This window comes from Ruegeria arenilitoris (assembly GCF_013030265.1).
GTDB classification, from domain to species: Bacteria; Pseudomonadota; Alphaproteobacteria; order Rhodobacterales; family Rhodobacteraceae; genus Ruegeria; species Ruegeria arenilitoris_E.
Map to the genome: position 1 here is coordinate 119,333 of NZ_WPZQ01000002.1, position 21,508 is coordinate 140,840.

Annotated in this window: 19 protein-coding genes; 9 read left to right on the forward strand and 10 right to left on the reverse strand. The window is 59.1% G+C overall.

Annotation, left to right across the window (positions count from 1 at the left end; all coding sequences use genetic code 11):
* Positions 1-45 precede the first annotated feature (45 nt).
* Positions 46-1,242 (forward strand): pyridoxal-phosphate-dependent aminotransferase family protein, encoded by a 1,197-nt coding sequence (locus GOX61_RS03390; protein ID WP_170331275.1) that lies wholly within the window; start codon positions 46-48, stop codon positions 1,240-1,242.
* Here GOX61_RS03390 and GOX61_RS03395 read toward each other — a convergent pair.
* Positions 1,239-2,351: a pyridoxal phosphate-dependent aminotransferase gene (locus GOX61_RS03395; protein WP_170331277.1), complete on the reverse strand. Its 1,113-nt coding sequence runs from the start codon at positions 2,349-2,351 to the stop codon at positions 1,239-1,241. The two genes, GOX61_RS03390 and GOX61_RS03395, sit on opposite strands and share 4 nt — an antisense overlap.
* Before the next feature lie 92 nt (positions 2,352-2,443).
* Here GOX61_RS03395 and GOX61_RS03400 point away from each other — a divergent pair, with 92 nt between their 5' ends.
* Together GOX61_RS03400 and GOX61_RS03405 are read left to right on the forward strand one after the other, a co-directional pair.
* On the forward strand, positions 2,444-3,514 hold the full coding sequence (locus GOX61_RS03400) for an SMP-30/gluconolactonase/LRE family protein (RefSeq protein WP_170331279.1): 1,071 nt from the start codon (positions 2,444-2,446) through the stop codon (positions 3,512-3,514).
* Positions 3,515-3,579: 65 nt separating this feature from the next.
* Positions 3,580-4,362 (forward strand): crotonase/enoyl-CoA hydratase family protein, encoded by a 783-nt coding sequence (locus tag GOX61_RS03405; RefSeq protein ID WP_170331281.1) that lies wholly within the window; start codon positions 3,580-3,582, stop codon positions 4,360-4,362.
* Here GOX61_RS03405 and GOX61_RS03410 read toward each other — a convergent pair whose 3' ends face one another.
* The 4 genes from GOX61_RS03410 to GOX61_RS03425 form a co-directional block, all read right to left on the reverse strand.
* Positions 4,363-4,695 (reverse strand): DUF1992 domain-containing protein, encoded by a 333-nt coding sequence (locus tag GOX61_RS03410; protein WP_155145017.1) that lies wholly within the window; start codon positions 4,693-4,695, stop codon positions 4,363-4,365.
* Positions 4,696-4,734: 39 nt separating this feature from the next.
* Entirely contained in the window at positions 4,735-5,898 is a 1,164-nt protein-coding gene (locus GOX61_RS03415; RefSeq protein WP_170331283.1) for a benzoate/H(+) symporter BenE family transporter, read from the reverse strand.
* 134 nt (positions 5,899-6,032) lie between these two features.
* A complete protein-coding gene (locus GOX61_RS03420) occupies positions 6,033-9,110 on the reverse strand; it encodes a valine--tRNA ligase (protein WP_170331285.1) in 3,078 nt (1,025 codons plus the stop codon).
* Between the two features lie 83 nt (positions 9,111-9,193).
* A complete protein-coding gene (locus tag GOX61_RS03425) occupies positions 9,194-10,093 on the reverse strand; it encodes a phytanoyl-CoA dioxygenase family protein (protein ID WP_170331287.1) in 900 nt (299 codons plus the stop codon).
* A 164-nt stretch (positions 10,094-10,257) separates the two neighbouring features.
* On the opposite strand from GOX61_RS03425, the gene GOX61_RS03430 reads away from it, so the two are divergent.
* Positions 10,258-12,549, forward strand: coding sequence for a xanthine dehydrogenase family protein molybdopterin-binding subunit (locus tag GOX61_RS03430; RefSeq protein ID WP_170331289.1), 2,292 nt, complete (start codon positions 10,258-10,260; stop codon positions 12,547-12,549).
* Entirely contained in the window at positions 12,527-13,603 is a 1,077-nt protein-coding gene (locus GOX61_RS03435) for a DUF2235 domain-containing protein (RefSeq protein ID WP_170331291.1), read from the forward strand. Before GOX61_RS03430 ends, GOX61_RS03435 begins: the two co-directional genes overlap by 23 nt.
* Before the next feature lie 215 nt (positions 13,604-13,818).
* Here GOX61_RS03435 and GOX61_RS03440 read toward each other — a convergent pair whose 3' ends face one another.
* Genes GOX61_RS03440 through GOX61_RS03450 form a run of 3 tightly spaced genes read right to left on the reverse strand, consistent with a single transcriptional unit; the run spans position 13,819 to position 15,467 of the window.
* Complete coding sequence (locus tag GOX61_RS03440) at positions 13,819-14,226, reverse strand: hypothetical protein (protein ID WP_170331293.1); 408 nt, start codon at positions 14,224-14,226, stop codon at positions 13,819-13,821.
* A gap of 15 nt (positions 14,227-14,241) precedes the next feature.
* The gene (locus tag GOX61_RS03445) at positions 14,242-14,865 is read right to left on the reverse strand and encodes an NUDIX hydrolase (protein WP_170331295.1); all 624 of its coding nucleotides are present in this window, start codon (positions 14,863-14,865) and stop codon (positions 14,242-14,244) included.
* 26 nt (positions 14,866-14,891) lie between these two features.
* Positions 14,892-15,467 (reverse strand): GcrA family cell cycle regulator, encoded by a 576-nt coding sequence (locus GOX61_RS03450; protein ID WP_170331297.1) that lies wholly within the window; start codon positions 15,465-15,467, stop codon positions 14,892-14,894.
* Between the two features lie 127 nt (positions 15,468-15,594).
* On the opposite strand from GOX61_RS03450, the gene GOX61_RS03455 reads away from it, so the two are divergent.
* Entirely contained in the window at positions 15,595-16,398 is an 804-nt protein-coding gene (locus GOX61_RS03455; RefSeq protein WP_170331299.1) for an ABC transporter permease, read from the forward strand.
* On the opposite strand, the gene GOX61_RS03460 is transcribed toward GOX61_RS03455, so the two are convergent.
* Both GOX61_RS03460 and GOX61_RS03465 read right to left on the reverse strand, forming a co-directional pair.
* On the reverse strand, positions 16,395-17,630 hold the full coding sequence (locus tag GOX61_RS03460; RefSeq protein ID WP_155144998.1) for an MFS transporter: 1,236 nt from the start codon (positions 17,628-17,630) through the stop codon (positions 16,395-16,397). The genes GOX61_RS03455 and GOX61_RS03460 overlap by 4 nt on opposite strands.
* Positions 17,631-17,737: 107 nt before the next feature.
* Positions 17,738-18,622, reverse strand: coding sequence for a DMT family transporter (locus GOX61_RS03465; RefSeq protein WP_170331301.1), 885 nt, complete (start codon positions 18,620-18,622; stop codon positions 17,738-17,740).
* A 291-nt stretch (positions 18,623-18,913) separates the two neighbouring features.
* Here GOX61_RS03465 and GOX61_RS03470 point away from each other — a divergent pair, with 291 nt between their 5' ends.
* From GOX61_RS03470 to GOX61_RS03480, 3 genes are all read left to right on the forward strand, one after another.
* Entirely contained in the window at positions 18,914-20,101 is a 1,188-nt protein-coding gene (locus tag GOX61_RS03470; protein WP_155144994.1) for an aspartate aminotransferase family protein, read from the forward strand.
* Between the two features lie 75 nt (positions 20,102-20,176).
* Positions 20,177-21,103: an ornithine carbamoyltransferase gene (gene argF, locus GOX61_RS03475; RefSeq protein WP_170331303.1), complete on the forward strand. Its 927-nt coding sequence runs from the start codon at positions 20,177-20,179 to the stop codon at positions 21,101-21,103.
* 52 nt (positions 21,104-21,155) lie between these two features.
* Positions 21,156-21,500 carry a 5-carboxymethyl-2-hydroxymuconate Delta-isomerase gene (locus GOX61_RS03480; RefSeq protein ID WP_170331304.1) on the forward strand — a complete coding sequence of 115 codons (345 nt, stop codon included), beginning with the start codon at positions 21,156-21,158 and terminating at the stop codon, positions 21,498-21,500.
* The last annotated feature ends 8 nt before the right edge of the window (positions 21,501-21,508 follow it).

Genomic DNA, 21,508 nt, shown 5'->3' on the forward strand with positions numbered 1-21,508 from the left:
GAAAGCCCACGCTAGGGTAGGCGTGAATTCGTACAGGTCGATCTCATGACAAGCAAAATTTCTCTCGCGCACGGGCGCGATTATCTCGCCATTCCCGGACCTTCCGTCATACCCGATGCGGTGTTGCAGGCGATGCATCGTCCATCCCCCAATATCTATGCGGGTGAACTGGTCGAAATGATGCCCGCCCTGACCGAAGACCTGCGCCGAGTGGCCGGTACACGTCATGATGTGGCGATCTATATTGCCAACGGTCATGGTGCGTGGGAAGGGGCGCTGTCCAACGTCATTGCGCCGGGTGAGACCATTCTTGCTCCGGCCTCGGGCCGCTTCACCCATGGCTGGGCCGAAATGGCCCGTGCGATCGGTGCCGAGGTTGAACTCATCGATTTCGGAACATCTTCCCCTTGGGATTTCGACCGGATTGCCGAGGCGTTGAAGGCTGACACGGATCATCGGATCAAGGGTGTTCTGGCAGTGCATGTCGATACCTCAAGCTCGATCCGAAACGACATTCCAGCTCTGCGCGCTTTGCTGGATGAACTGGGCCACCCGGCTTTGTTGATGGCGGATTGCATCGCTTCGCTGGGCTGCGACCGGTTCGAAATGGATGCCTGGGGCGTGGATGTCATGGTTGCGGCCTGTCAGAAGGGTCTGATGGTCCCGGCGGGCGTTTCTTTTGTGTTTTTCAACGATAAGGCAAAGGCCAAACGCGCCTTGATGCCTCGTGTCTCGGGTTATTGGGACTGGCAACCGCGTGCTGAGCCGGACTGGTTCTATCAGTATTTTGGCGGCACTGCCCCGACCCACCATATCTATGGTCTGCGTGCCGCGCTGGACATGATCCATGCCGAAGGGTTGGAACATGTCTGGGCGCGTCACGAGCGACTGGCCGAGGCGGTTTGGGCTGCCTGTGAAACATGGGCCGAAGGCGGTGCGCTGCATCTCAACGTCTCAGATCGCGCGCATCGCAGCCGCGCGGTCACTGCGCTGCGCCTGACCGAAGGACGGGGCACACCACTGCGCGACTACACGGAATCCAATCTGGGCCTTACGCTGGGCATTGGTCTGGGTATGGTGTGTGAGGATTCCTATTTCCGTCTGGGCCATATGGGGCACCTCAACGGCCAGATGGTGATGGGTATGCTGGGGGGTGTCGAAACGGCGATGGCCGCCCTGAACATCCCGCGCGGAGCCGGAGCACTGGAGGCAGCGGCAGCCGCGTTGGCCGATAAAGACTAGAGTTGGCTGTTTGCCGTCGCCAATGCCTTAGGTAGTGCGGCGGCAAAAGCCTGCAAATCGGCGGCCTCACCGCAGCTTACCCTGATACAGCGATTTTGGGGGGCGGCGAATGGCATACGAACAAAGATGCCTTGATCCACCAGCGCATTCAGCACAGCCTTTGCAAATTCTCCGTCACGCCCACAATCAATCGCGACAAAGTTGGTGGCCGAGGGCAGGGGGACCAGCCCGTTATCGCGTGCGATCTGTCCAATTGTCTCGCGTGCCTGAGTGATCCGTTCCTGAACCTGCGCCAGCCACTCGTAGTCCTGCAACGCGGCCAATGCCCCAACTTGTGCCGCGCGGTTCATACCGAAATGGTTGCGAACCTTGTTGAAGGACGCGATCAGTTCGACGGCACCAATGGCATATCCCACCCGTGCACCGGCCATGCCATACCCTTTGGAAAACGTCCGCATCCGGATCACACGCGGATCATCTGCCGCCAAAGGTGCGGCTGTCCCTTCCGGCGCACATTCCACATAGGCTTCGTCCAGTACCAGCAGGCAGTCTTCGGGTAGCGCCTCCATTGCCGCAACGATTTCTTTGCCAGAATGCCAACTGCCCATCGGATTGTCAGGATTGGCCAAATAAACCAGTTTGGCATTCACCTCACCCGCCTTAGCGAACAAGGCGGCAGGGTCCTCGTGATCACCAGTATAGGGCACCTTGTGCAAAACCCCACCAAACCCGGCCACATGGTAGTTGAAGGTTGGGTAGGCGCCGTCCGAGGTCACGACTACATCGCCCGGGCCAACGATCAGGCGCACAAGATAGCCCAGTAGACCGTCAATCCCCTCACCAACAACGATATTCTCGGGGTCTACACGATGATGAGCCGCCAATGCATGACGCAGATCATAGTTCTCGGGATCGCCATACATCCAAAGATCACCCGCTGCCTGTCGCATCGCCTCGATTGCGCGGGGGGAAGGGCCAAATATGCTTTCATTTGCCCCCAGACGTGCAGCAAAGGGCGCGCCGCGCTGACGCTCCTGCGTTTCGGGGCCTACAAATGGCACGGTCGCGGGCAGGGATTGGGCAAGCGGGGTGTATCGGGGACCAGTCATGCGCGCAGATAATCGTAAGCCTGCGGTCGGGGCAAGCCTTGCTCTGGCGCTGCTTCCCCTGCAGGGTGCACTTAAACGTTGCAGGAGGTGTCATGCGCTATTTTCTGATCCTGGTTCTTGTCGGGCTTGCCTATCTGATATTCTGGCCTGTCCCGGTCGCACCAGTTGCGTATGAGCCACCTGAACCGCCGGGTTTCACAGGTGATTTCGAAGAAAACAGGCATCTGGACGGGCTTGAGCTCATCACTCTGCCTGAAGGTGAGATCGGCCCCGAAGATCTGGCCGTCCTCCCAGATGGCACGATCTACACCACAAGCTTGTCCGGTATTCTCTACCGCATCGACGGGGATACACCGGTTGAGGTCGACCGGTTGGGCGGTCGACCATTGGGTCTGAAGGCGGGGCCGGACGGGGCGCTCTTTATCGCCGACAGTTTCAGAGGCCTGATGCGCTGGACCGGGCCGGGTACTTTGGAGGCCGTCGTATCGGAAATTGACGGTGCACCGGTGATCTATGCCAACCAACTGGACGTCGGGCAGGATGGTACGGTCTATTTTTCAAATTCCTCGGATCGCTTTGATCCCGAAACCATGGGCGGAACCAAACCGACCTCGGTTCTTACGATCTGGGAGCAATCCGATACCGGTTATGTTGCCAGACACGCACCGAATGGTACGACCGAGAAAATTGCCGAAGGGTTCGTCTATACCAACGGCGTAGCACTGTCGCCGGATGAGGACTTTCTGCTTATTGCTGAAACCGGGCGGGCGAGAGTCCACAAGCTTTGGCTGAAAGGCCCCCGGGCGGGTGAGACCGAAGTGCTGCTCGATAATCTGCCCGGCTATCCCGACAATCTCGAGGCACAGGGGGATGGCACTTACTGGGTGGCCTTCGCCAGCCCGCGTGTGCCGTCCGAGGCACTCATGCCCTTTCCGTTCCTGCGCAAAGTGATCTGGCGACTGGGGCCGATGGTGCGACCGGCCCCAATCCACCGCGGGATGATCGTGCAGTTCGATGGGCAGGGAAACATCCTGCGGACCCTGCAGGATCCGGATGGCCGACTGGGGATCACGACCGGCGGAAAAATCGTAGATGACCAGTTTTACGTCATGACGCTTGATTCACCATGGTTCGGTCGGATGCCTGTATCACAGATGCCCTGACGTCGCTGTGGAACTGTGTAGGCCTTTCGGGGCATTGTCTTGAAAAGCAGGATTGGGAGGCTCGCATGGCGCGCGTATCTGTCGAATACAAAGACCACATTGCTCATGTCACGCTGACCCGTGGCGACAAGATGAATGCGCTGGACGATGCGATGGTCAAGGCGATCCTGTCTGCCGGGCAGGAGGTCGCGGCCTCGGATGCCCGCGCCGTTGTCCTGTCAGGTGAAGGCAAAAGCTTCTGTGCCGGTCTCGACATGGCGAGCTTTGCCAAGATGGCTCATATGGATCCGACCGAATGGCTTATGACCCGCAGCCATGAAGACGCCAATGAGATGCAGGAACTTGCCATGGTCTGGCGTCGTGTTCCGGTGCCGGTGATCTGCGCCATACAGGGGGTCGCCTATGGTGGCGGTCTGCAGATTGCCTTGGGTGCGGATGTCCGCATCGCACACCCCGAGGCCAAGCTGGCGGTTATGGAAATGAAATGGGGCATCATCCCGGATATGGGAGGCATGGCCCTGCTGCCGCAACTCGTCCGCTCGGATGTATTGCGCCTGCTGACCTACACTGCGCGCCCGATTGGTGCCCCACAGGCGGCAGAATGGGGGCTGGTGACGAAACTGTCGGACGATCCTCTGACCGAAGCACTGGCGCTGGCTGAAGACATCGCAGGCAAAAGCCCATCAGCGATCCGTGCAGCCAAACGGCTGATTGAAGTGGCCGAAAGCAAGTCCCGTGCCGAGGTTTTGTTGGAAGAATCCGCCGAACAGGTGGAACTGATTGGCAAACTGGATCAGATCGAGGTCATCGCCGCCCAGATGCAAGGCCGAAAGCCGGAATTCAAGTGATCACCGCATAAAGGCCCTGCGGGCATCGCGGGCCATATTATACTGCATCTCAAGGTCCGCGATGCGCGCCATTGCGGCCTTGCGTTCAGCCGGATCTGTCAGCGTGGGATAGGCCTTTCGGGCTGCGTCCAGCTCTTTCTTGATCCCGAACTCTTCGGGCAGAACACCGGCTTGCGCCATGATCCGGTGTCCGGCTGCAAGGGCCGGGTCAGTCTGCGCCTCGGTTGAACGATCGGGCAAGGGTTGGCCTTCACCATCCAGCCCCTCCAGCTGTCCTTCGGCCTGTGCCTTTTTGATCTGACGCTCTACCAGTTTTCCAAGTGATCCAAGCATGACCGAACTATACTCCACCACGGGTGCAGGCGAAAGCGCTTACCGCGCCCGCTTGGTAACCAGATACGCAATGCCGCCTGCCGCCAAGCCCCAGACCGCCGCGCCCAAGCCAAATACGGTGATGCCCGAGGCGGTGATCGCAAATGTCAGGATTGCAGCCTCTCGTTCGGCAGGAACCTCGAGCGCGGCAAAGGTCGCGTTTGCCATGACGCCGATCAGGGCAATACCCGTCAATGTCCCCATCAACATCGGATCGGCATGGGCCGCGAATCCGGTAATCGCCACCGCAAAGACGCCGAAAACGCAGTAGAACACACCCGCCATGACCGCCGACCAATAGCGCTGGTTCGGGTCTGGATGGCTGTCTTCGTTCGAGCACATGGCTGCGGTGATGGCGGCGAGACAGGTGGCGGGCGCTCCGAACGGTGCGGATAGGATGCTGGCACCTCCAACGGCCGAGAACAGCCTGCCGGCGAGCGGCGAGTAGCCAAAGCTGCGCATCACCGCGATACCGGGGATGTTCTGTGTTGCCATAGTGACGATGAACAGTGGGATGCCGATCCCCACGGCCGAAGCGACCGAGAAGGTTGGCATGGTCCAGACAGGAGCAGCCACCAGATGCTCGGGCCGGACCGAGCTGTCGCCCGCGTTCAGAACAACGACGATTGCCGCCGCAATAACCGCAGCAGGAACTGCGATCAGCCGGTTGATCCGCCCCGCAACAAACCAAGTCAGGATGACGGGCAGCGCCTGCCATGGCAGCTCAACTGCCGCCTTGAACGGAATGATACACAACGGCAGCAGAACCCCGCCCAGCATGGCTTGCGCCAGTGTGGTTGGTATTGCTGCCGCCAACCGTCCCAGCGGTCGCCAAAGGCCTGCCAGAACGGTCAGCGCTCCGGCGCACAGGAACGCACCTACCGCACCCGAGAATCCTGTGGCTGGTGTCGCCGAAACTGCAAGCAACGCCGCCCCGGGCGTGGACCAGGCCACGCTGATCGGCTGCTTGTACCACAGGCTGAGAAAGATCGCCGCCAGCCCCATCGCCACTGCAGCCATCATTAACCCGGATGCGGATTCAGCCGCCGAAGCGCCCATGGCAGCGAGGCCCTGCAGCACGATCGGGAAAGAGCTGAAAAAGCCGACCACGGCTACCACAAGGCCGGTTGAAATCGTCTGCACTGGGGGAAGGGGACGTGCCATCACTGCCTCAAGATCATTTGAGGAATTGCTAACAACCACAAGCTGCTGGGAACAAGGGGAAAAGCCATCGGGCAAATGAAAACCCCGCTGGGCTTGGCTCAGCGGGGTTCAAAGCGTGCGATTTTGAAGAAGGGTCAGGCGATTTCCGCCAGTCGGGCCAGCGCCTCGTCCAGTTTCGCTTCTTCTTCTTCGCGGGCTGCAAGGTTGGCTTTGGCTTCCGCAACCACCTCTTCCGGAGCCGAGGCAACGAATTTGGGGTTGTTCAGGCGCCCGCGCAGACCGCCCAGTTCCTTGGCCAGCTTGCCCTTGGCTTTTTCCAGCCGTTCCTTTTCCGCGCCAATATCGATGATATCCGCCAGTGGCAGGCCGAAGGACGCTCCGGGGGCGGCAATCGAGATGGTGCCTTTGGGCAGTTCATCCGCCTTGGTCAGGCTGTCGATCCGTGCAAGGCGCTTGATCAGCGCTTCGTTGCGGTCCCATGCGGCTTGGCCATTCGCGTCGATCTCGGTCACCAGCATCGGCACATAGAGGCCAGCAGGAACCCGCATCTGAGCACGGGCCGAGCGGGTGTTTTCGATGACCGAGATCACCCAGTTCATCTCACGATCCGCATCCGCGTCGATCAGCTCAGCAGCGGCGTAGGTCGGCCAGTCGGCGTGGACGACCATCTTGGCGCGGCTACCGGTCAACCCCCACAGTTCTTCGGTGATGAAAGGCATGATCGGGTGCAGCAGGACCATGCACTGATCCAGAACCCAGCGCATGGTGGCGCGGGTTTCGGCCTGCGCCTCGGCGTCGTCGCCTTGCAACAGCGGTTTGGAGAGTTCTACATACCAGTCGCAGACCTTGCCCCAGACAAAGGCGTAAAGCCCGTTGGCCGCGTCGTTGAAGCGATAGCTCTCCAGCGCCGCATCGACCTCTTCCCGTACGCGGGCGGTTTCGCCGATGATCCAGCGGTTCACGGCGGCTTTGGGTTTCAGGTCGGCCACGTCCAGTTGCGGCACAGCGTCGGTAAAAACCTCGTTCATCTCGGCAAAACGCACGGCGTTCCACAGTTTGGTGCCAAAGTTGCGATAACCGGTGATGCGCTCGCGGGACAGTTTCAGCACGCCGCCAATCGCTGCCATCGAGGCGTTGGTAAAGCGCAGCGCGTCGGCGCCGAATTCGTCCACGATCTCCAGCGGGTCGATGACGTTGCCCGTGGTCTTGGACATCTTCTTGCCCTTCTCGTCGCGGACAAGCTGGTGCAGGTAAACGGTGTGAAACGGGATCTGATCGACTACGGCCAGCTGCATCATCATCATCCGGGCGACCCAGAAGAACAGGATGTCGAAGCCGGTGATAAGAACATCCGTTGGGAAGTAGCGTTCCAGCTCTTCAGTCTGCTCCGGCCAGCCCAGCGTGCCGATGGGCCAGAGGCCGGACGAGAACCACGTGTCGAGGACGTCGGGGTCTCTTTCAACAATAACGAAATTTGTCTTGCCAACGGCGTCTTTGAGCTCTGCGTGCCAATTGTAGGCGTCGGTATGGCTATCGGCAACGTCCAGTACTTCATCGACGCCGTAGTAGTCTTTGATGAGCTTGGCCGCCTCTTCTTTAGTGGCCGCACAGAAGGGGACCAGATCGCCATCATAATCGAAGCCGTCAAATGCCGTGTTCTCTGGCTTTAACGCAGGCCCATACCAAACCGGAATCTGATGCCCCCACCACAGCTGGCGCGAGATGCACCAGGGCTCAATGTTTTCCAACCAGTGGTAATAAGTCTTCTCGCCCGACTCGGGGATAATCTTGACCGTGCCGTCTTTGACCGCATCCAGCGCGGGGCCGACGACCTTTTCGGCGTCGACGAACCACTGATCGGTGAACATCGGCTCGATCACGACTTTCGAGCGGTCGCCGAAGGGCTGCATGATCGGTTTGCTCTCGACCAGCGGCACCAGCTTGTCTGCGCCTTCGTGCTCGGGCTTCAAAGCGGTCGAACCCAGACGCGCGTCATCGGCGCGGGTCATGACGGCCAGACCGTCGGCAGTGATTTCTTCAACCACTTTGGCGCGCGCTTCGAACCGGTCGAGCCCGCGCAGGTGATCTGGGACGAGGTTGATCGCGTCGATCTCGTTCTCGGTGAACTCACGCCCACGGGCGTATTCCTGCGCCTTGCCTGCTTCGTCTGCGTAAGGTGCGCCATCGGCCCGCATCGCGCCTTTGGTGTCCATCAGGCGGTACATCGGAATGCCACCACGCTTGGCGACCATATTGTCGTTGAAGTCGTGCGCGCCGGTGATCTTCACTGCGCCCGAGCCGAAATCGGGATCAGGGTAGTCATCAGTGATGATCGGAATCTGGCGGCGATGTTCTTTCGGGCCAACCGGGATTTCGCAGAGCTTGCCAACGATGGGTGCATACCGCTCATCCGAGGGATGAACCGCAACCGCGCCATCGCCCAGCATGGTTTCCGGGCGAGTCGTGGCAATCGAGATATAGTCGCGTTCTTCCTCGAGAATAACGTTCCCGTCTTCGTCTTTTTCGACGTAGGTATAAGTCTCGCCACCGGCCAGCGGGTATTTGAAGTGCCACATGTGACCCGCGACTTCGATATTCTCGACTTCGAGGTCCGAGATCGCGGTTTCAAAATGTGGGTCCCAATTGACCAGACGCTTGCCGCGATAGATCAGGCCCTTTTCGTACATGTCGACGAAGACCTTGATGACCGCGTCGTGGAAGTTCGGCGAGTTCTCATGACCTGTACGCGGGTCGCGCGGCGCACCTGCCATGGTGAAGGCATTACGCGACCAGTCGCAGGACGAGCCAAGACGTTTCAACTGCTCAATAATCGTACCGCCGTATTCGCCTTTCCATTCCCAGACTTTGTCCAGAAACGCTTCGCGGCCCAGTTCGCGTCGACCGGGCTGCTGAGTGGCGGCAAGCATCTTTTCCACCTGCATCTGGGTGGCAATGCCCGCGTGGTCCTGACCAGGCTGCCACAGCGTGTCGAACCCGCGCATCCGGTGCCAGCGGGTCAGGATGTCCTGCAGCGTGTTGTTGAACGCATGACCCACATGCAGCGCGCCTGTCACGTTCGGCGGCGGGATCATGATGGTAAAGCTTTCGTCGCGCGATTTGTTCGCGCCTGCCTTGAAGGCTCCGGCCTCTTCCCAGGCCTTGTAGATGCGGGCCTCGGCCTCGGCCGCGTTGAATGTCTTTTCCATCGCCATGGGGTGCGTCCTGCGTCATCAATCTCGGGTCAGCGCCTGCAATAGCGAATGCGTAAGGGAAGGGGAAGGGTCTGCGCGGCTGTTTAACCCGCCTTTGGTGGTGCAGGTTCATACAGATGCAGGGTCTCGGCCGCGCCCTGGGCCAGTGCCTTGGTCTGATCAGCCCGGATACGCGCATGCAGATCCAACGCGTTGGCAGCGAACAACCCGGTCGGCTCCGGGATGTGAACAAAGTTCCCGACCCGGTCCTCACCCCGCGCCAGAATGGCATAATCGCGATCAGCTACCTTTTGCTGTGCGTTTGGATTTAGGTATCGGATCGCCAGACCTATGCGCCGGTCTTCCGACAGGTTTGGCCCCGAGCCATGGATGGTCAGGCCGTGATGCAATGACATCTGACCCGGCTGCAGTTCGATATGGGTTTTGTCCTTTTCGGCTACCTCAACCGCAATCTCTTGCCCACGCGACAGCAGGTTGTTGTCCGAGAAAGTGTCGGTATGCGGCAGGATCGGGTTCTTGTGACTGCCCCTGACAAAATCCATGCATCCACTCTCGATCGTCGCAGGCGACAGTGCGATCCACGCCGTTACCTGATCCGGTGTCTCACCCATGCCCCAATAGGTCAGATCCTGATGCATGCTGACCACCTGCTTGGTGTGCGGCTCTTTGATGAACAGTTCCGCCGACCACAACAGCAGGTCAGGTCCCAGAACCCCCTCAACCACATCCAGCACCCGCGCATCCAGCGCTATGCGTGTCACCAGCGGCATCACCACATGCGCGTTCACGCGTTTGTACATGTTTAGGGGCAGCGGCAGGTCAGCCTCGCGCCAGTCACGCTCGATCTCTTCCAGTTCGGAGCGCAGATCAGCTGCTTCCGAGTTGTTGAACACAGGTATCGGAAAGACAAAGCCGCTTTCCCAGTAATCATCGATCTGCTTTGGTGTCAGGCGACCGTTCGTCAGGGCAATTGGGTTTGTCATGATATCTCCATCAGGCTGAACCACATCTTCAGACTACGAAGCACGTTTCGGATCAGGCATTGCATTTTGCGACACGCAGGTCGCCTCACGTCCATGTTCAGGGCTCTGGACATCAATTGGCAGAAAGCTAGTGTCGCGACGGTGGGCAGACAGAGGATCAGGCAATGGAAAAATTCGGCAAAAGCCAATCGGTCAAACGGACCGAGGATCAGCGGTTTCTGACCGGGCAGGGCCAATACATGGATGACGCGATCCCCGGGGATGCGCTGCACGCAGTGTTTTTTCGCAGCCCGGTTGCCCACGGCGAAATCACCTCGCTTGATCTGGATGCCGCGCGCGAGGCTGATGGCGTGCACCTGGTCCTGACAATCGACGATCTGACCGATGCGGGCTTTGATACAGAAATGAGTGCAACGGTCGTGCCCAACCGCGATGGGTCCTCGGGTGCTGCACCCGCGCGACACATGCTGGCCAAGGGTCGCGTGCGTTTCGTGGGTGAACCGGTGGCGGTGGTGATCGCAGACACGCTGGAACAAGCCCATGATGCAGTTGAACTGATCTGGATGGACACAGATGATCTGCCCGCCAAGCTGGATCTTCAAGCCGGGGGGGAAACCCTGCATCCCGAGGCACCGAATAACCGCGCCTTTGACTGGGGCATGGGAGATGAGGCTGCAACCGAAGCTGCCTTTCAAGCTGCTGCACGCACGGTTTCCCTGAACGTCCATGACAATCGGGTCATCGTGAACTCGATTGAGCCACGAGGCTGTCAGGCCAGTATGAGCGATGGTCGCCTGCACTTCTCATATGGGGGGCAGGGCGTCTGGGGGATGAAGGCGCAGCTGGCCCAGAAGCTTAAGCTTGATGCGGAATCCATTCGTGTAACCACCCCGGATGTCGGCGGTGGCTTTGGTATGAAGGCCATGCCCTATCCCGAATACTTCTCGATTGCTGTGGCAGCGATGAAGCTGGACCGGCCTGTGCACTGGATGTCGGGCCGGACCGAGGCGATGCTGTCCGATCACCATGGCCGCGATCTGACCTCGCTGGCCGAGCTGGCCTTTGACGAAAACAACCGCATCACCGCCTACCGGGTGCACAGCAAGGTCAATCTGGGGGCTTACAACAGTCACTTCGGGCAGGCGATCCAGACCAACCTTTTCAGCAAGGTTCTGATGGGGGTCTACGACGTTCAAGCCACCTATCTGCGGGTTGAGGGGTTTTACACCAACACCACGCAGGTCGACGCCTATCGAGGTGCGGGCCGTCCCGAGGCGATCTATGTGCTGGAACGCGTAATGGATCGCGCGGCGCGCGAACTGGGCGTCGATCCATGGGAACTGCGGCGCAGAAACTTCATACGCCCGGACGCGTTCCCTTATTGGACAGCAACCGGCGAAACCTATGATGTGGGCGATTTCAACATGGTCCTCTCACGGGCGGGCGAGCAGACACAGGGCTTTGCCGGACGCAAAGCTAAGGACGCCGAACGTGGCCTGATCCGCGGGCAGGGGCTTTGTTACTATATCGAAAGCATTTTGGGTGATCCTTCCGAAGGTGCAAAGGTAGAGTTTTGCGAGGACGGGACCGTGAACCTTTATGTGGGGACACAATCAAACGGGCAAGGGCATGAGACTGTCTATGCACAGTTTCTGTCGGATCAGACCGGGATTCCTGCGGATCGGATCAATGTTGTTCAGGGCGATTCCGACCGGCTGGCGCAAGGGGGCGGAACCGGCGGATCACGTTCGGTCACCACGCAAAGCAATGCAACGCTGGTCACGGTCGATACGATGGTTGCCGCATTCACGCCCTATCTTGCAAATAAGATGGGAGTTGAGGAAAGCGATGTGAACTTCGACCATGAAACCTTTCGCGCGCCCGGCTCCAACCTGACGCCGACCCTAATCGAAGCGGCTGATATGGCGCGTGCTGATGGCCGTACCGATCTTTTGCAGCATGAAGCCCGCGCAACGCTTGAGGCACGCAGCTATCCGAATGGCGCCCATGTTGCCGAGGTCGTGATCGATTCTTACACCGGTGTCGTGACCGTTGACCGCTACACTGTGGTTGATGATTTCGGCAACCTTATCAACCCGATGCTGGCCGAAGGGCAGGTGCATGGCGGGGTAGTTCAGGGCATCGGGCAGGCGCTGAATGAACACGTTGTCCACGATGCCGAAGGGCAACTGCTCACGGCAACGTTCATGGATTACGCCTTGCCCCGCGCTGCAGACGTACCCATGATTAAGTTTACCTCGGCGCCGGTTCCGTCAACGGCCAACCCGATGGGCATGAAGGGCTGTGGCGAGGCGGGCACCGTGGGCGCGCTGGCCGCTGTGGCAAATGCGGTGCAGGATGCGCTCTGGGATCATGGGGTGCGGCAGGCGGATATGCCTTTCACACCTCACAAAGTATGGGAATTGCTGACGCATGGTTCTGTCGCGGCTGAGTAAAAAGGTTCTGGGATGGCTCGGACGCCCCTTACGGTCCGAGCACTCTGCCGAGACGCGCCACCGCGAACCGATCAGCCATGTCATCATCCTTGATGGCACCATGTCCACGCTGGAGCAGGGCTATGAAACCCATGCCGGGCAGACCTATCGCCTGTGCTGCGAAATGGGCAGCAGCGTGTCAGTGTTCTACGAGGCGGGCGTGCAGTGGGAGAACTGGAAATCCTCGCTGGATGTGATGATGGGGCGCGGGATCAATCGTCAGATCCGTCGTGCCTATGGCTATCTCGCGTCGCGTTACAAACCCGGAGACCGGATTTATTTCATCGGCTATTCGCGGGGTGCTTACGGTGTGCGCAGCCTTGCTGGCGTACTCGACATGATCGGCCTTCTCAAAGCCGAACACGCCACCGAACGTAATATCAAACAGGCTTACCGTCATTACGAATGCAATCCAGGCGGTGCGGCGGCGCGCGATTTTCGCCGCAATTTCTGCCACGAAGAAGTGGCGATCGAAATGGTGGGTGTCTGGGACACCGTCAAAGCGCTGGGTCTGCGCCTGCCATTGCTCTGGCGCTGGGCAGAGGAACGCCATGCTTTCCATAACCACCGCCTGGGACCATCGATCCGCCACGGCTACCACGCCATGGCACTGGACGAGACGCGCGAAGTGTACGAGCCCGTGCTGTGGACATGTACGCCCGAATTCAAGGGCCATGTCGATCAGGTCTGGTTCCGCGGCACCCATGGTGATGTCGGCGGTCAGTTGAATGGCTATGAAGAGGCCCGGCCCCTCAGCAATATTTCACTCGTTTGGATGCTGGACAAAGCCGAATTGCACGGTCTGCCCCTGCCCGAAGGCTGGCGAGACCGTTTCCCCACCGATCCCAATGCAACATCGGTCGGAACATGGCGCGGCTGGGGTAAAATATTCCTGCTGCGCAAGCATCGGAAAGTGGGGCGAGACAGATCAGAACGGCTGCATGTCTCGGTCTCACCTGACGATTTGCCGGGCTGGGTGCCGATGCCGGACCTACCTTCGCATCCTGCGCAGTAGGGGTCAGGATAGGTCGTAGGGGCCGACAAACCTTATCCCCGGAAAGCTCGCTGTCTCGATCGCTTGCTTTAACCGGTCGGAAACAAAGATAAGGTTGTGAACTTCTGCCGTGCAAAATACGTTTTGCGAACCCACAGTGGCTTGTTGAAAAACAAAATGCCATTCAGCGGGTGGGATTGTCTGGTCGTAATATCCTAGGTGATTCAGAGGAGGAATCACACGGTTTGGGTCGAGCGCATGAAGCCGAACGCTGGGAAAAAACCAGAAAAATCGCGCTTCTCAGGTTGGCCATCGCGATCGAGTATCTTCAAAGGTTCGAATTGATGTACCCGCGGATCAAACTTCTCGACCAAGTCACGAAACGCGCTCGAGCAAATTTGAGCCAATCGAACATCCTTGAAGTCTTCGATTGGTTGCGTTCCTGCTCCACTCCGTTTGGCTCTAGTAGGTAAAAAGTCTGTCTTCACCCGTCGCCCGGACTGATAGTAATCCGCGCGCATAAGCGGCTTGCGGCCAATATCGACCGACATATCTTCCAAGGTGTTCTTGTCCCAATCGCCATTCAGAAAGTCGATGTTAACGGAGTAGGTGCCAGTAGACTCAGTTGCTAACATCCAGATCATTGTCGTGCTTTCAGTCTAGTCAAATCGGGTTGTATTTTGACTGCTTCTGCACGCTTCAAACGCTGCTTCTATGTCCTGCCTGAGGGACCGGGTCAGCGACAGTTCCGGCAACGTATCTAGCATGAAGAAATCTGCTTCGCTGGTTTCCTCTCCAGCCACCGGTTCATCAGATCCGGTCTCATCACACAGAAAAAACAACTTATAGAAATCCCGCGCGTCTGCCGGGTAGGGATGCCGCGCCTTGTGGCGAAGTGCATAGAGATGCCGCGCCCGTACGCGTAGCCCTGCCTCCTCCAGAACTTCACGCTCGATGTTTTCTGCCGGAGAGCTGCCGATATCCGCAAAGCCACCGGGCATTGCCCATTTCCCGTCACTGCGCTCGCGCACCAACAGGATCCGCTCATTACGGATAATCGCACCGCGAATATCGATGCTGGGCGTGGCATATCCTGCCGCGTGTTTGGAAATCAGACCGTCGATGCGCGACAGCGGAACTTGCCCAAGATCGGCCAGCATGGCGCGGGCCATATCCGCGATCTCGTCGTATCGTTCGCGATCAAACGGGTCTTTGGTAAAGTGCTGGCCGGTTTCGGCCAGCGCCAGCAATCGTTTCGCCCGGGCAAGCCAGGTATCCTCCATCGCTGTCGGATCCTGGCGCACAGGTCTTACCGCCGCCGGTCGCGGCGCGAGCTCATGGGCTGGAAGGCCACGCCCACATGCGCTTCACAATAAGGCTTGCCCTGTTCAACGGGCAGGCCGCAGAACCAGAAATCCTCGGTCGCGGGGTCGCCCACGGGCCACTTGCAGGTTTTCTCGGTCAGTTCCATCAAGGTCAGCTTCTTGGCTTTCTTTTCGACCTCATTCACCTTGGCCAGCGCCTCGGGGCTGATTTCATTAGCCGAAGGCTGCGGTGGCAGGGGCTGACCGGCCGGAATAATCTGGCGGCGTGGCGGTGTTGCGGGTTTCGCCTCGGCGGCCGGTGCCGGGGCCGGGCGCGCCGGTTCGGTCTTTGGTGCGGGCTTGGGCTTGGCCTCGGCCTTTGGTGCGGGTGCCGGTTTTTCCTTGGGTTCCGCCTTGGCCGGGCTTGCGCCGGTTGCGCGGTTCGACAGACCCAGACGGTGCACCTTGCCGATCACCGCGTTGCGGGTCACACCGCCCAGTTCCTTGGCGATCTGGCTTGCCGACTGGCCTTCGCCCCACATTTTCTTTAGCAGTTCTACGCGCTCGTCAGTCCAGGACATCGTCAGCCTTTCAAAAAGCGGGAAAGCGGCCCCGGATTCGGGCCGCCTTCGGAATTCGTCTCAGCCCCCTATTCTAATCACTGCGGCCCGAGTTACAAGCTATCTTCGAATCAGTTGGGGACAGAGCATGCAGAATCTTACAGATCAGGACACGCGCCGTTTTGGTGTGGTCAACTGGATGGGGCTGTATACGCTTGCGCAACGAGAAACTCTTCGGTTTCTGACGGTGTGGACACAGACGCTTTTGGCGCCGCTTGTGACCGCCGGATTGTTCCTGCTGATTTTCAATATCGCCGTTGGTCCGGGCAGACCGGATGTAATGGGCGTGCCTTTTCTGACCTTCCTGGCACCCGGGATCATGATGATGACGGTGATCCAGAACGCTTTTGCCAACACCTCGTCCTCGATGGTGATTGCCAAGGTACAGGGCAATATCGTGGATACGCTGATGCCGCCGTTGTCGCCGCTGGAGATTCTGCTGGGCTATCTGGCGGGGGGTGTCGCTCGCGGAGTGCTCATCGCGTTTGTCGTCGCTGCGGCGCTGGCTTTGGTCCTTGGGCTGGTGCCTGTAAACCCGCTGATTGCCTTGCTCTTCGTGATCCTTGGCGGGGCGTTTATGGGTGCGCTGGGTCTGTTTGCCGGAATCTTTGCCAACAAGTTCGATCAGATGGCAGCGATCACCAACTTCATCGTCACGCCGCTGGCTTTCCTGTCCGGCACTTTCTACTCGGTTGATGCTCTGCCGCCGCTGTTGAATCGGATCAGCCACGTCAATCCGGTGTTCTACCTGATCGACGGGCTGCGGTATGGTATGATCGGCGTATCCGACAGCTCGCCCTATCTGGGCCTTGCCGTCTGCTCGGCAGCGACCCTGCTGATCTGCGCACTGACCTGGCAGATGTTGCGGACCGGGTACCGTCTCAAGGCCTAGGCCGGTTCTGCCAATGATCCCGGCTGCAGCGGCACCCGGGGTCGACCCAGACGGGGGTGCAGCCGCGCTGCAACGGCCCATGCGCCAAACAGGGCAAACCCACCCGCAGCAAAGACACCTGCAACCGGAGTGACCAACAAGACCAGAGAGGCAACACCAGGGGTCAAAATGCCCGAGACATCACGGTAACTGGAATAGATGGCTGACATTTCAGTCCGTTCCGACGGTTTGACCGCCATCAGGAACGGCAGACCCGCGCAGATATCCAATACGATCAACCAGACCGATCCAAAGACCAGCGCCGCGACCGAGGCCACAGGCCAGCCGGAAATGAAACCAGCGGCAAGGAAGCACGCGGCACAGGCCGCAAATCCGACCCGTACAGCCGAACGCAGCGAACGCCCCTGCACCCACCGCAAGATCAGCGGGGCAACGAACAGCATCGCATTAGTGACCGACAGCAGAATGCCGCCCAGCTGTTCCCCCAGACCGTTCTCGATAGCGAAGATCGGCAGGTACACCACGTAAATCCACCAACCGCAGGACCGGATCATCGCAAACAGGTAACCGGCAACCAACCGGGGCTGAGCAAAGAAACGGGGCAGAAACGCCAGCGGGTTCTTGGCTTGTCCGCGTGCCTTGGTGATCAGCTTTCCGTTGCCCAACCGCATCGCCCAGAACATGATCAGCATGGCGGTTGCTGCAACAGCGCTGATGACAAAGGGGGCGGGGGCCCAGACCTCCATCAGCAATACACCGGCCATCGGGCCTGCGGTCCAACCTAAGGCACTGTAGAACATGCGGCTGGTTTCGCAGCGGCCCAGTTCGATTTTGCTGATGTAGTCCAGCACATAAGCGTTAAAGCAGATGAACGTCACAACCGCAGCCACGGTGTTCAGTGCAAGCGCGCCGACGACCGCTTCGGGGCTGCCTTCGATCGCCAACAGGGCACCGGCAATGAACATGACGCAGCCGGCGGAATAAGCCCATCTGCGCGGTACGAACCGGATTAGAAAAGGCACCATCAACCCGGCGGCCAGCGAAACGATCCCAACCAGAAAATACAGGAATGAGACGGATGAGGCGTCGCCAAGTGCCCGGTACATGACCAGCGGAAAGACGGATATCAGGATGCCGCGGACAATGGCTTCGAATCCGGCAAGGATGCCGAAATCACGAACAGACGGGGCTGGGGCATGGCGAACCCATTCGGGAATACGACGTTCATGCATGGCGCAATCTCTCTAATCAACTGCGCCCAAATTGCGTCTTTCGATTTCGGTTTCATGAGGGATTGCGACATGGGGGTCGCCCGCAGACATTCCGCAGGAAATTTTTGTTAGCTGCTTCTGGCGCGTGCCTCGCGCCAGACCAGGATCAGCGCACCGGTCAGGATGATGCTTGATCCAATGACGCTCACGATATCGGGCACAACCTCGAACACTGCGAAGTCATAGAACGCTGCAAAGATCAGCGTGGCATAGCTGATCGGTGCCACAAACGAAGCATCCGCCCGCGCCATGCCATTGACAAAACAGGCTTGCGCACAGGCCATCAGGACACCGATCCCCGCCAATGCGGCCCATTGTTCGGGCGTCGGAGGTTTCCAGACCGTCACCACCGCGACAGTGGCTATCGTCAGCCCCATCGAGTTGTTGACCAGCAGAATCTGGATGGGGATTTCCTTGCCCGAAAGCTTTTTGATAAAGATCAGCTCCATCCCGATCACCGCAGCAGCGGACAGCGCCAGCAGGGCTGCGGGCTGAAAGCTGTCAGGTGTCGGGCGCAGCAGTATAAGTGCACCGGTCAGGGCAACAGCCGCCGCCAGCCAGCGCCACGGACCAACACCTTCTTTCAGCAGCGGGATCGCCAGAACCATGGCAAACACCGGGTTCAGAAACGAAATCGCGGTCGCATCCGCGATAGGGATATAGGCGACCGAGGCAAACATCAGAGTGATTCCGGTCCAGCCAAAAGTCGTCCGCCCGATGTGCAGGCCCCAATGCGGCCGTCGCAGGGGCGGTCGCAGGATGGCTACGGCGCTGATGATTACCAGAAAGGCAAACATGAACCGGCCATGGCTGATCTGCATCGGATGCAGCGCCGGACCCAACGTATCCGTGCCTAGCGCCTTGGCCAGCAGCGTGGTGCCCGCAATCAATGCGCTTGCCGCAAAGATCAGAATGGCGGCCAGCGCCGGATTATGGCTCTTGGGAACGAACATGCGTAAGCGGTGCGGCAGCCGATGCCAAATGGCAAGCCGGAAATGCAAAACCGCATCAGAATTCCGGTACTACAGGATTTTGGGTTTTCAGATCGCATTCCTGTCGCTATACGGCGTCCCATGATCAAACACGCACATATCCTGCGCCTCCGACGCCGACGCTTTTTTGCGTAACCGGCCCGTTTGATCCCTTTGTGCTGTCCAAATCAGCGCAAATCCCACCAAATCAGTTGACGAACCCGGCCTCAGTGTATCAGTCACTGGGCTCAACCTATCGAAAAGGATGATCCGATGATCCCGTCCGTTTTGCCGACCTATAATCGTGCGCCCCTCAGCTTTGTGAAGGGCGAAGGCGCCTGGCTGACCGAGGCGGACGGGCGACGTTTCCTTGATCTGGGTGCGGGCATCGCCGTGAACGCGTTGGGTCACGCACATCCGGCACTGGTCAACGCGTTGACCGAACAGGCGCATGCGCTGTGGCATGTCTCGAACCTCTACCAGATTCCGCAGCAACAGGCGCTGGCCGACAAGCTGGTCGAACATACGTTTGCCGACACCGTGTTCTTTACCAACTCGGGTACCGAAGCTTGCGAGCTGGCCGTAAAAATGGCCCGCAAGTATTTCTATGACAAAGGTCAGCCCGAGCGTGTTGAAATCATCACCTTCGACGGTTCGTTCCACGGCCGGTCCTCTGCTGGTATTGCAGCGGCCGGGTCCGAGAAGATGACCAAGGGCTTCGGTCCACTGTTGCCCGGCTTCGTGCATGTGATGTTTGGTGATCTGGACGGCGTGACCAATGCGATCACCGACAAGACTGCCGCCATCATGATCGAACCCATTCAGGGTGAGGGCGGTATTCGCCCGGTGCCCGATGCGGAACTCAAGGCGCTGCGTCAGATCTGTGATGACAACGGCCTGTTGCTGATCCTGGACGAAGTACAATGTGGTGTCGGCCGGACCGGCAAGCTGTTTGCATATGAGTGGGCAGGTATCACACCCGACATCATGATGGTCGCCAAAGGCATCGGTGGTGGCTTCCCGCTTGGCGCTGTTCTGGCAACCGAAGATGCAGCTTCTGGCATGACAGCTGGCACGCATGGCTCCACCTATGGCGGCAACCCGCTGGGCTGCGCGGTGGGGTGCGCCGTGCTGGATCAGGTGGCAACCCCTGCCTTCCTTGAGGGTGTGAACCGCAAGGCTGGCTTGTTGCGTCAGAAACTCGAGGGACTGGTTGCCGATCATCCCGAAGTGTTCGAAGAGGTTCGCGGCTCGGGCCTGATGCTGGGCATCAAGTGCAAGGCCACCAATATCGACGTCGTAAATGCCGGTTATGATAACGAGGTCATAACCGTTCCTGCCGCTGATAACGTGATCCGCCTGCTGCCTCCGCTCACGCTGACCGAAGACGACATCGCGCAGGCGATGATCCGCCTCGAAAAAGCGGCCAAACAGGTCGAGGCCAGCCTCGCCACCGCCTGATCCTAGTCTTTCCAAAATACTCCGGGGGGCCGGGGGCAGCGTCCCCGACTCTCGATAGCTAAAAGTGACAGTGAAATGAACCACTTCCTCGATATACACAAAACTGATGCAGCCGATCTGCGGGGCATGATCGATCAGGCCGCGGCGATGAAGCAGGCGCGCCTTGGTCGCCCCAAGGCAGCCCCTGATGACGAACAGCCGCTGGCAGGTCGCATGGTCGCCCTGATCTTTGAAAAACCATCCACCCGGACTCGCGTGTCTTTTGACGTGGGCGTACGTCAGATGGGCGGTCAGACCATGGTTCTGTCCGGCAAGGATATGCAGCTGGGCCATGGCGAGACCATCGCGGATACCGCGCGCGTCCTGTCGCGCTATGTCGACATGATCATGATCCGAACCTTTGACGAAACCATCCTGACCGAGATGTCGGAATACTCCGATGTTCCCGTCATCAACGGCCTGACTGATCGCACCCACCCCTGCCAGATCATGGCAGATGTTCAGACTTATGAAGAACATCGCGGTCCGATCGCGGGCAAAAAGGTAGTCTGGACCGGCGACGGCAATAATGTCTGCGCCTCATTCCTGCATGCGGCGGGCCAGTTCGGTTTCGACCTGACCTTCACCGGCCCGGCCCAGTTCGATCCCGAAGAAGAGTTCATGGGACTGGCGCGGCAGAAAGGTTCAAAAATCGTGGTCGAGCGTGACCCGTTCAAAGCCGTAGAAGGCGCCGATCTGGTGGTTGCCGATACCTGGGTCTCGATGCACGATTCCCAGTCGGCCAAGGAACGCCGCCATAACCTGCTGCGCCCGTATCAGGTGAATGCCGAATTGATGTCCCACGCCAAACCTGACGCGCTGTTCATGCACTGCCTGCCTGCGCACCGCGAGGAAGAGGCGACTTCTGAAGTCATGGATGGTCCGAATTCGGTCATCTTTGATGAGGCCGAAAACCGGCTGCACGCCCAAAAGGCGGTCATGCGCTGGTGTCTGGGCGTGTAAAGCTGTCATCGGGCGGGTCCCCGCGGCCCGTCCCCACATTCCGGAGCAATCCATGCCTCACGTGACCCTTGAATTTTCCGAAGGTCTTGAACATACCCATGACTTTCAGGCGATCTGCAATGACCTCTTCACCGTTTTGGCTGCACATGAAGAGTTCGACGCCGACGCGTTGAAAATTCGGGCCACCCCTGTCGCGTTCTACCGGATTGGGACCGATCCTCAGACATTTGTCCACGCCACGCTGCTGTTGATGCAGGGCCGCAGCGAAACCACGCGTGCCGCGCTCAACGCTCTGATCCTCGACGCGCTGGCCTCGGCCATGCCTGGGGTCGGCAGTATCACGGTGCAAGAGGTCGAAATGAACCGAACCACCTACGCAAAGCGCCTGTCACGCTGACGACTGGT

Bases quoted from the DNA above. Each gene is read 5' to 3' on its own strand.
- GOX61_RS03445 (WP_170331295.1), bottom strand. From the start codon at position 14,865: ATGGAGGATACCTGGCTTGCCCGGGCGAAACGATTGCTGGCGCTGGCC.
- GOX61_RS03420 (WP_170331285.1), bottom strand. From the start codon at position 9,110: ATGGCGATGGAAAAGACATTCAACGCGGCCGAGGCCGAGGCCCGCATC.
- GOX61_RS03425 (WP_170331287.1), bottom strand. From the start codon at position 10,093: ATGACAAACCCAATTGCCCTGACGAACGGTCGCCTGACACCAAAGCAG.
- GOX61_RS03470 (WP_155144994.1), top strand. From the start codon at position 18,914: ATGATCCCGTCCGTTTTGCCGACCTATAATCGTGCGCCCCTCAGCTTT.
- GOX61_RS03390 (WP_170331275.1), top strand. From the start codon at position 46: ATGACAAGCAAAATTTCTCTCGCGCACGGGCGCGATTATCTCGCCATT.
- GOX61_RS03405 (WP_170331281.1), top strand. From the start codon at position 3,580: ATGGCGCGCGTATCTGTCGAATACAAAGACCACATTGCTCATGTCACG.
- GOX61_RS03450 (WP_170331297.1), bottom strand. From the start codon at position 15,467: ATGTCCTGGACTGACGAGCGCGTAGAACTGCTAAAGAAAATGTGGGGC.
- GOX61_RS03400 (WP_170331279.1), top strand. From the start codon at position 2,444: ATGCGCTATTTTCTGATCCTGGTTCTTGTCGGGCTTGCCTATCTGATA.
- GOX61_RS03440 (WP_170331293.1), bottom strand. From the start codon at position 14,226: ATGATCTGGATGTTAGCAACTGAGTCTACTGGCACCTACTCCGTTAAC.
- GOX61_RS03435 (WP_170331291.1), top strand. From the start codon at position 12,527: ATGGTTCTGTCGCGGCTGAGTAAAAAGGTTCTGGGATGGCTCGGACGC.
- GOX61_RS03460 (WP_155144998.1), bottom strand. From the start codon at position 17,630: ATGCATGAACGTCGTATTCCCGAATGGGTTCGCCATGCCCCAGCCCCG.
- GOX61_RS03465 (WP_170331301.1), bottom strand. From the start codon at position 18,622: ATGTTCGTTCCCAAGAGCCATAATCCGGCGCTGGCCGCCATTCTGATC.
- argF (WP_170331303.1), top strand. From the start codon at position 20,177: ATGAACCACTTCCTCGATATACACAAAACTGATGCAGCCGATCTGCGG.
- GOX61_RS03480 (WP_170331304.1), top strand. From the start codon at position 21,156: ATGCCTCACGTGACCCTTGAATTTTCCGAAGGTCTTGAACATACCCAT.
- GOX61_RS03430 (WP_170331289.1), top strand. From the start codon at position 10,258: ATGGAAAAATTCGGCAAAAGCCAATCGGTCAAACGGACCGAGGATCAG.
- GOX61_RS03395 (WP_170331277.1), bottom strand. From the start codon at position 2,351: ATGACTGGTCCCCGATACACCCCGCTTGCCCAATCCCTGCCCGCGACC.
- GOX61_RS03410 (WP_155145017.1), bottom strand. From the start codon at position 4,695: ATGCTTGGATCACTTGGAAAACTGGTAGAGCGTCAGATCAAAAAGGCA.
- GOX61_RS03415 (WP_170331283.1), bottom strand. From the start codon at position 5,898: ATGGCACGTCCCCTTCCCCCAGTGCAGACGATTTCAACCGGCCTTGTG.
- GOX61_RS03455 (WP_170331299.1), top strand. From the start codon at position 15,595: ATGCAGAATCTTACAGATCAGGACACGCGCCGTTTTGGTGTGGTCAAC.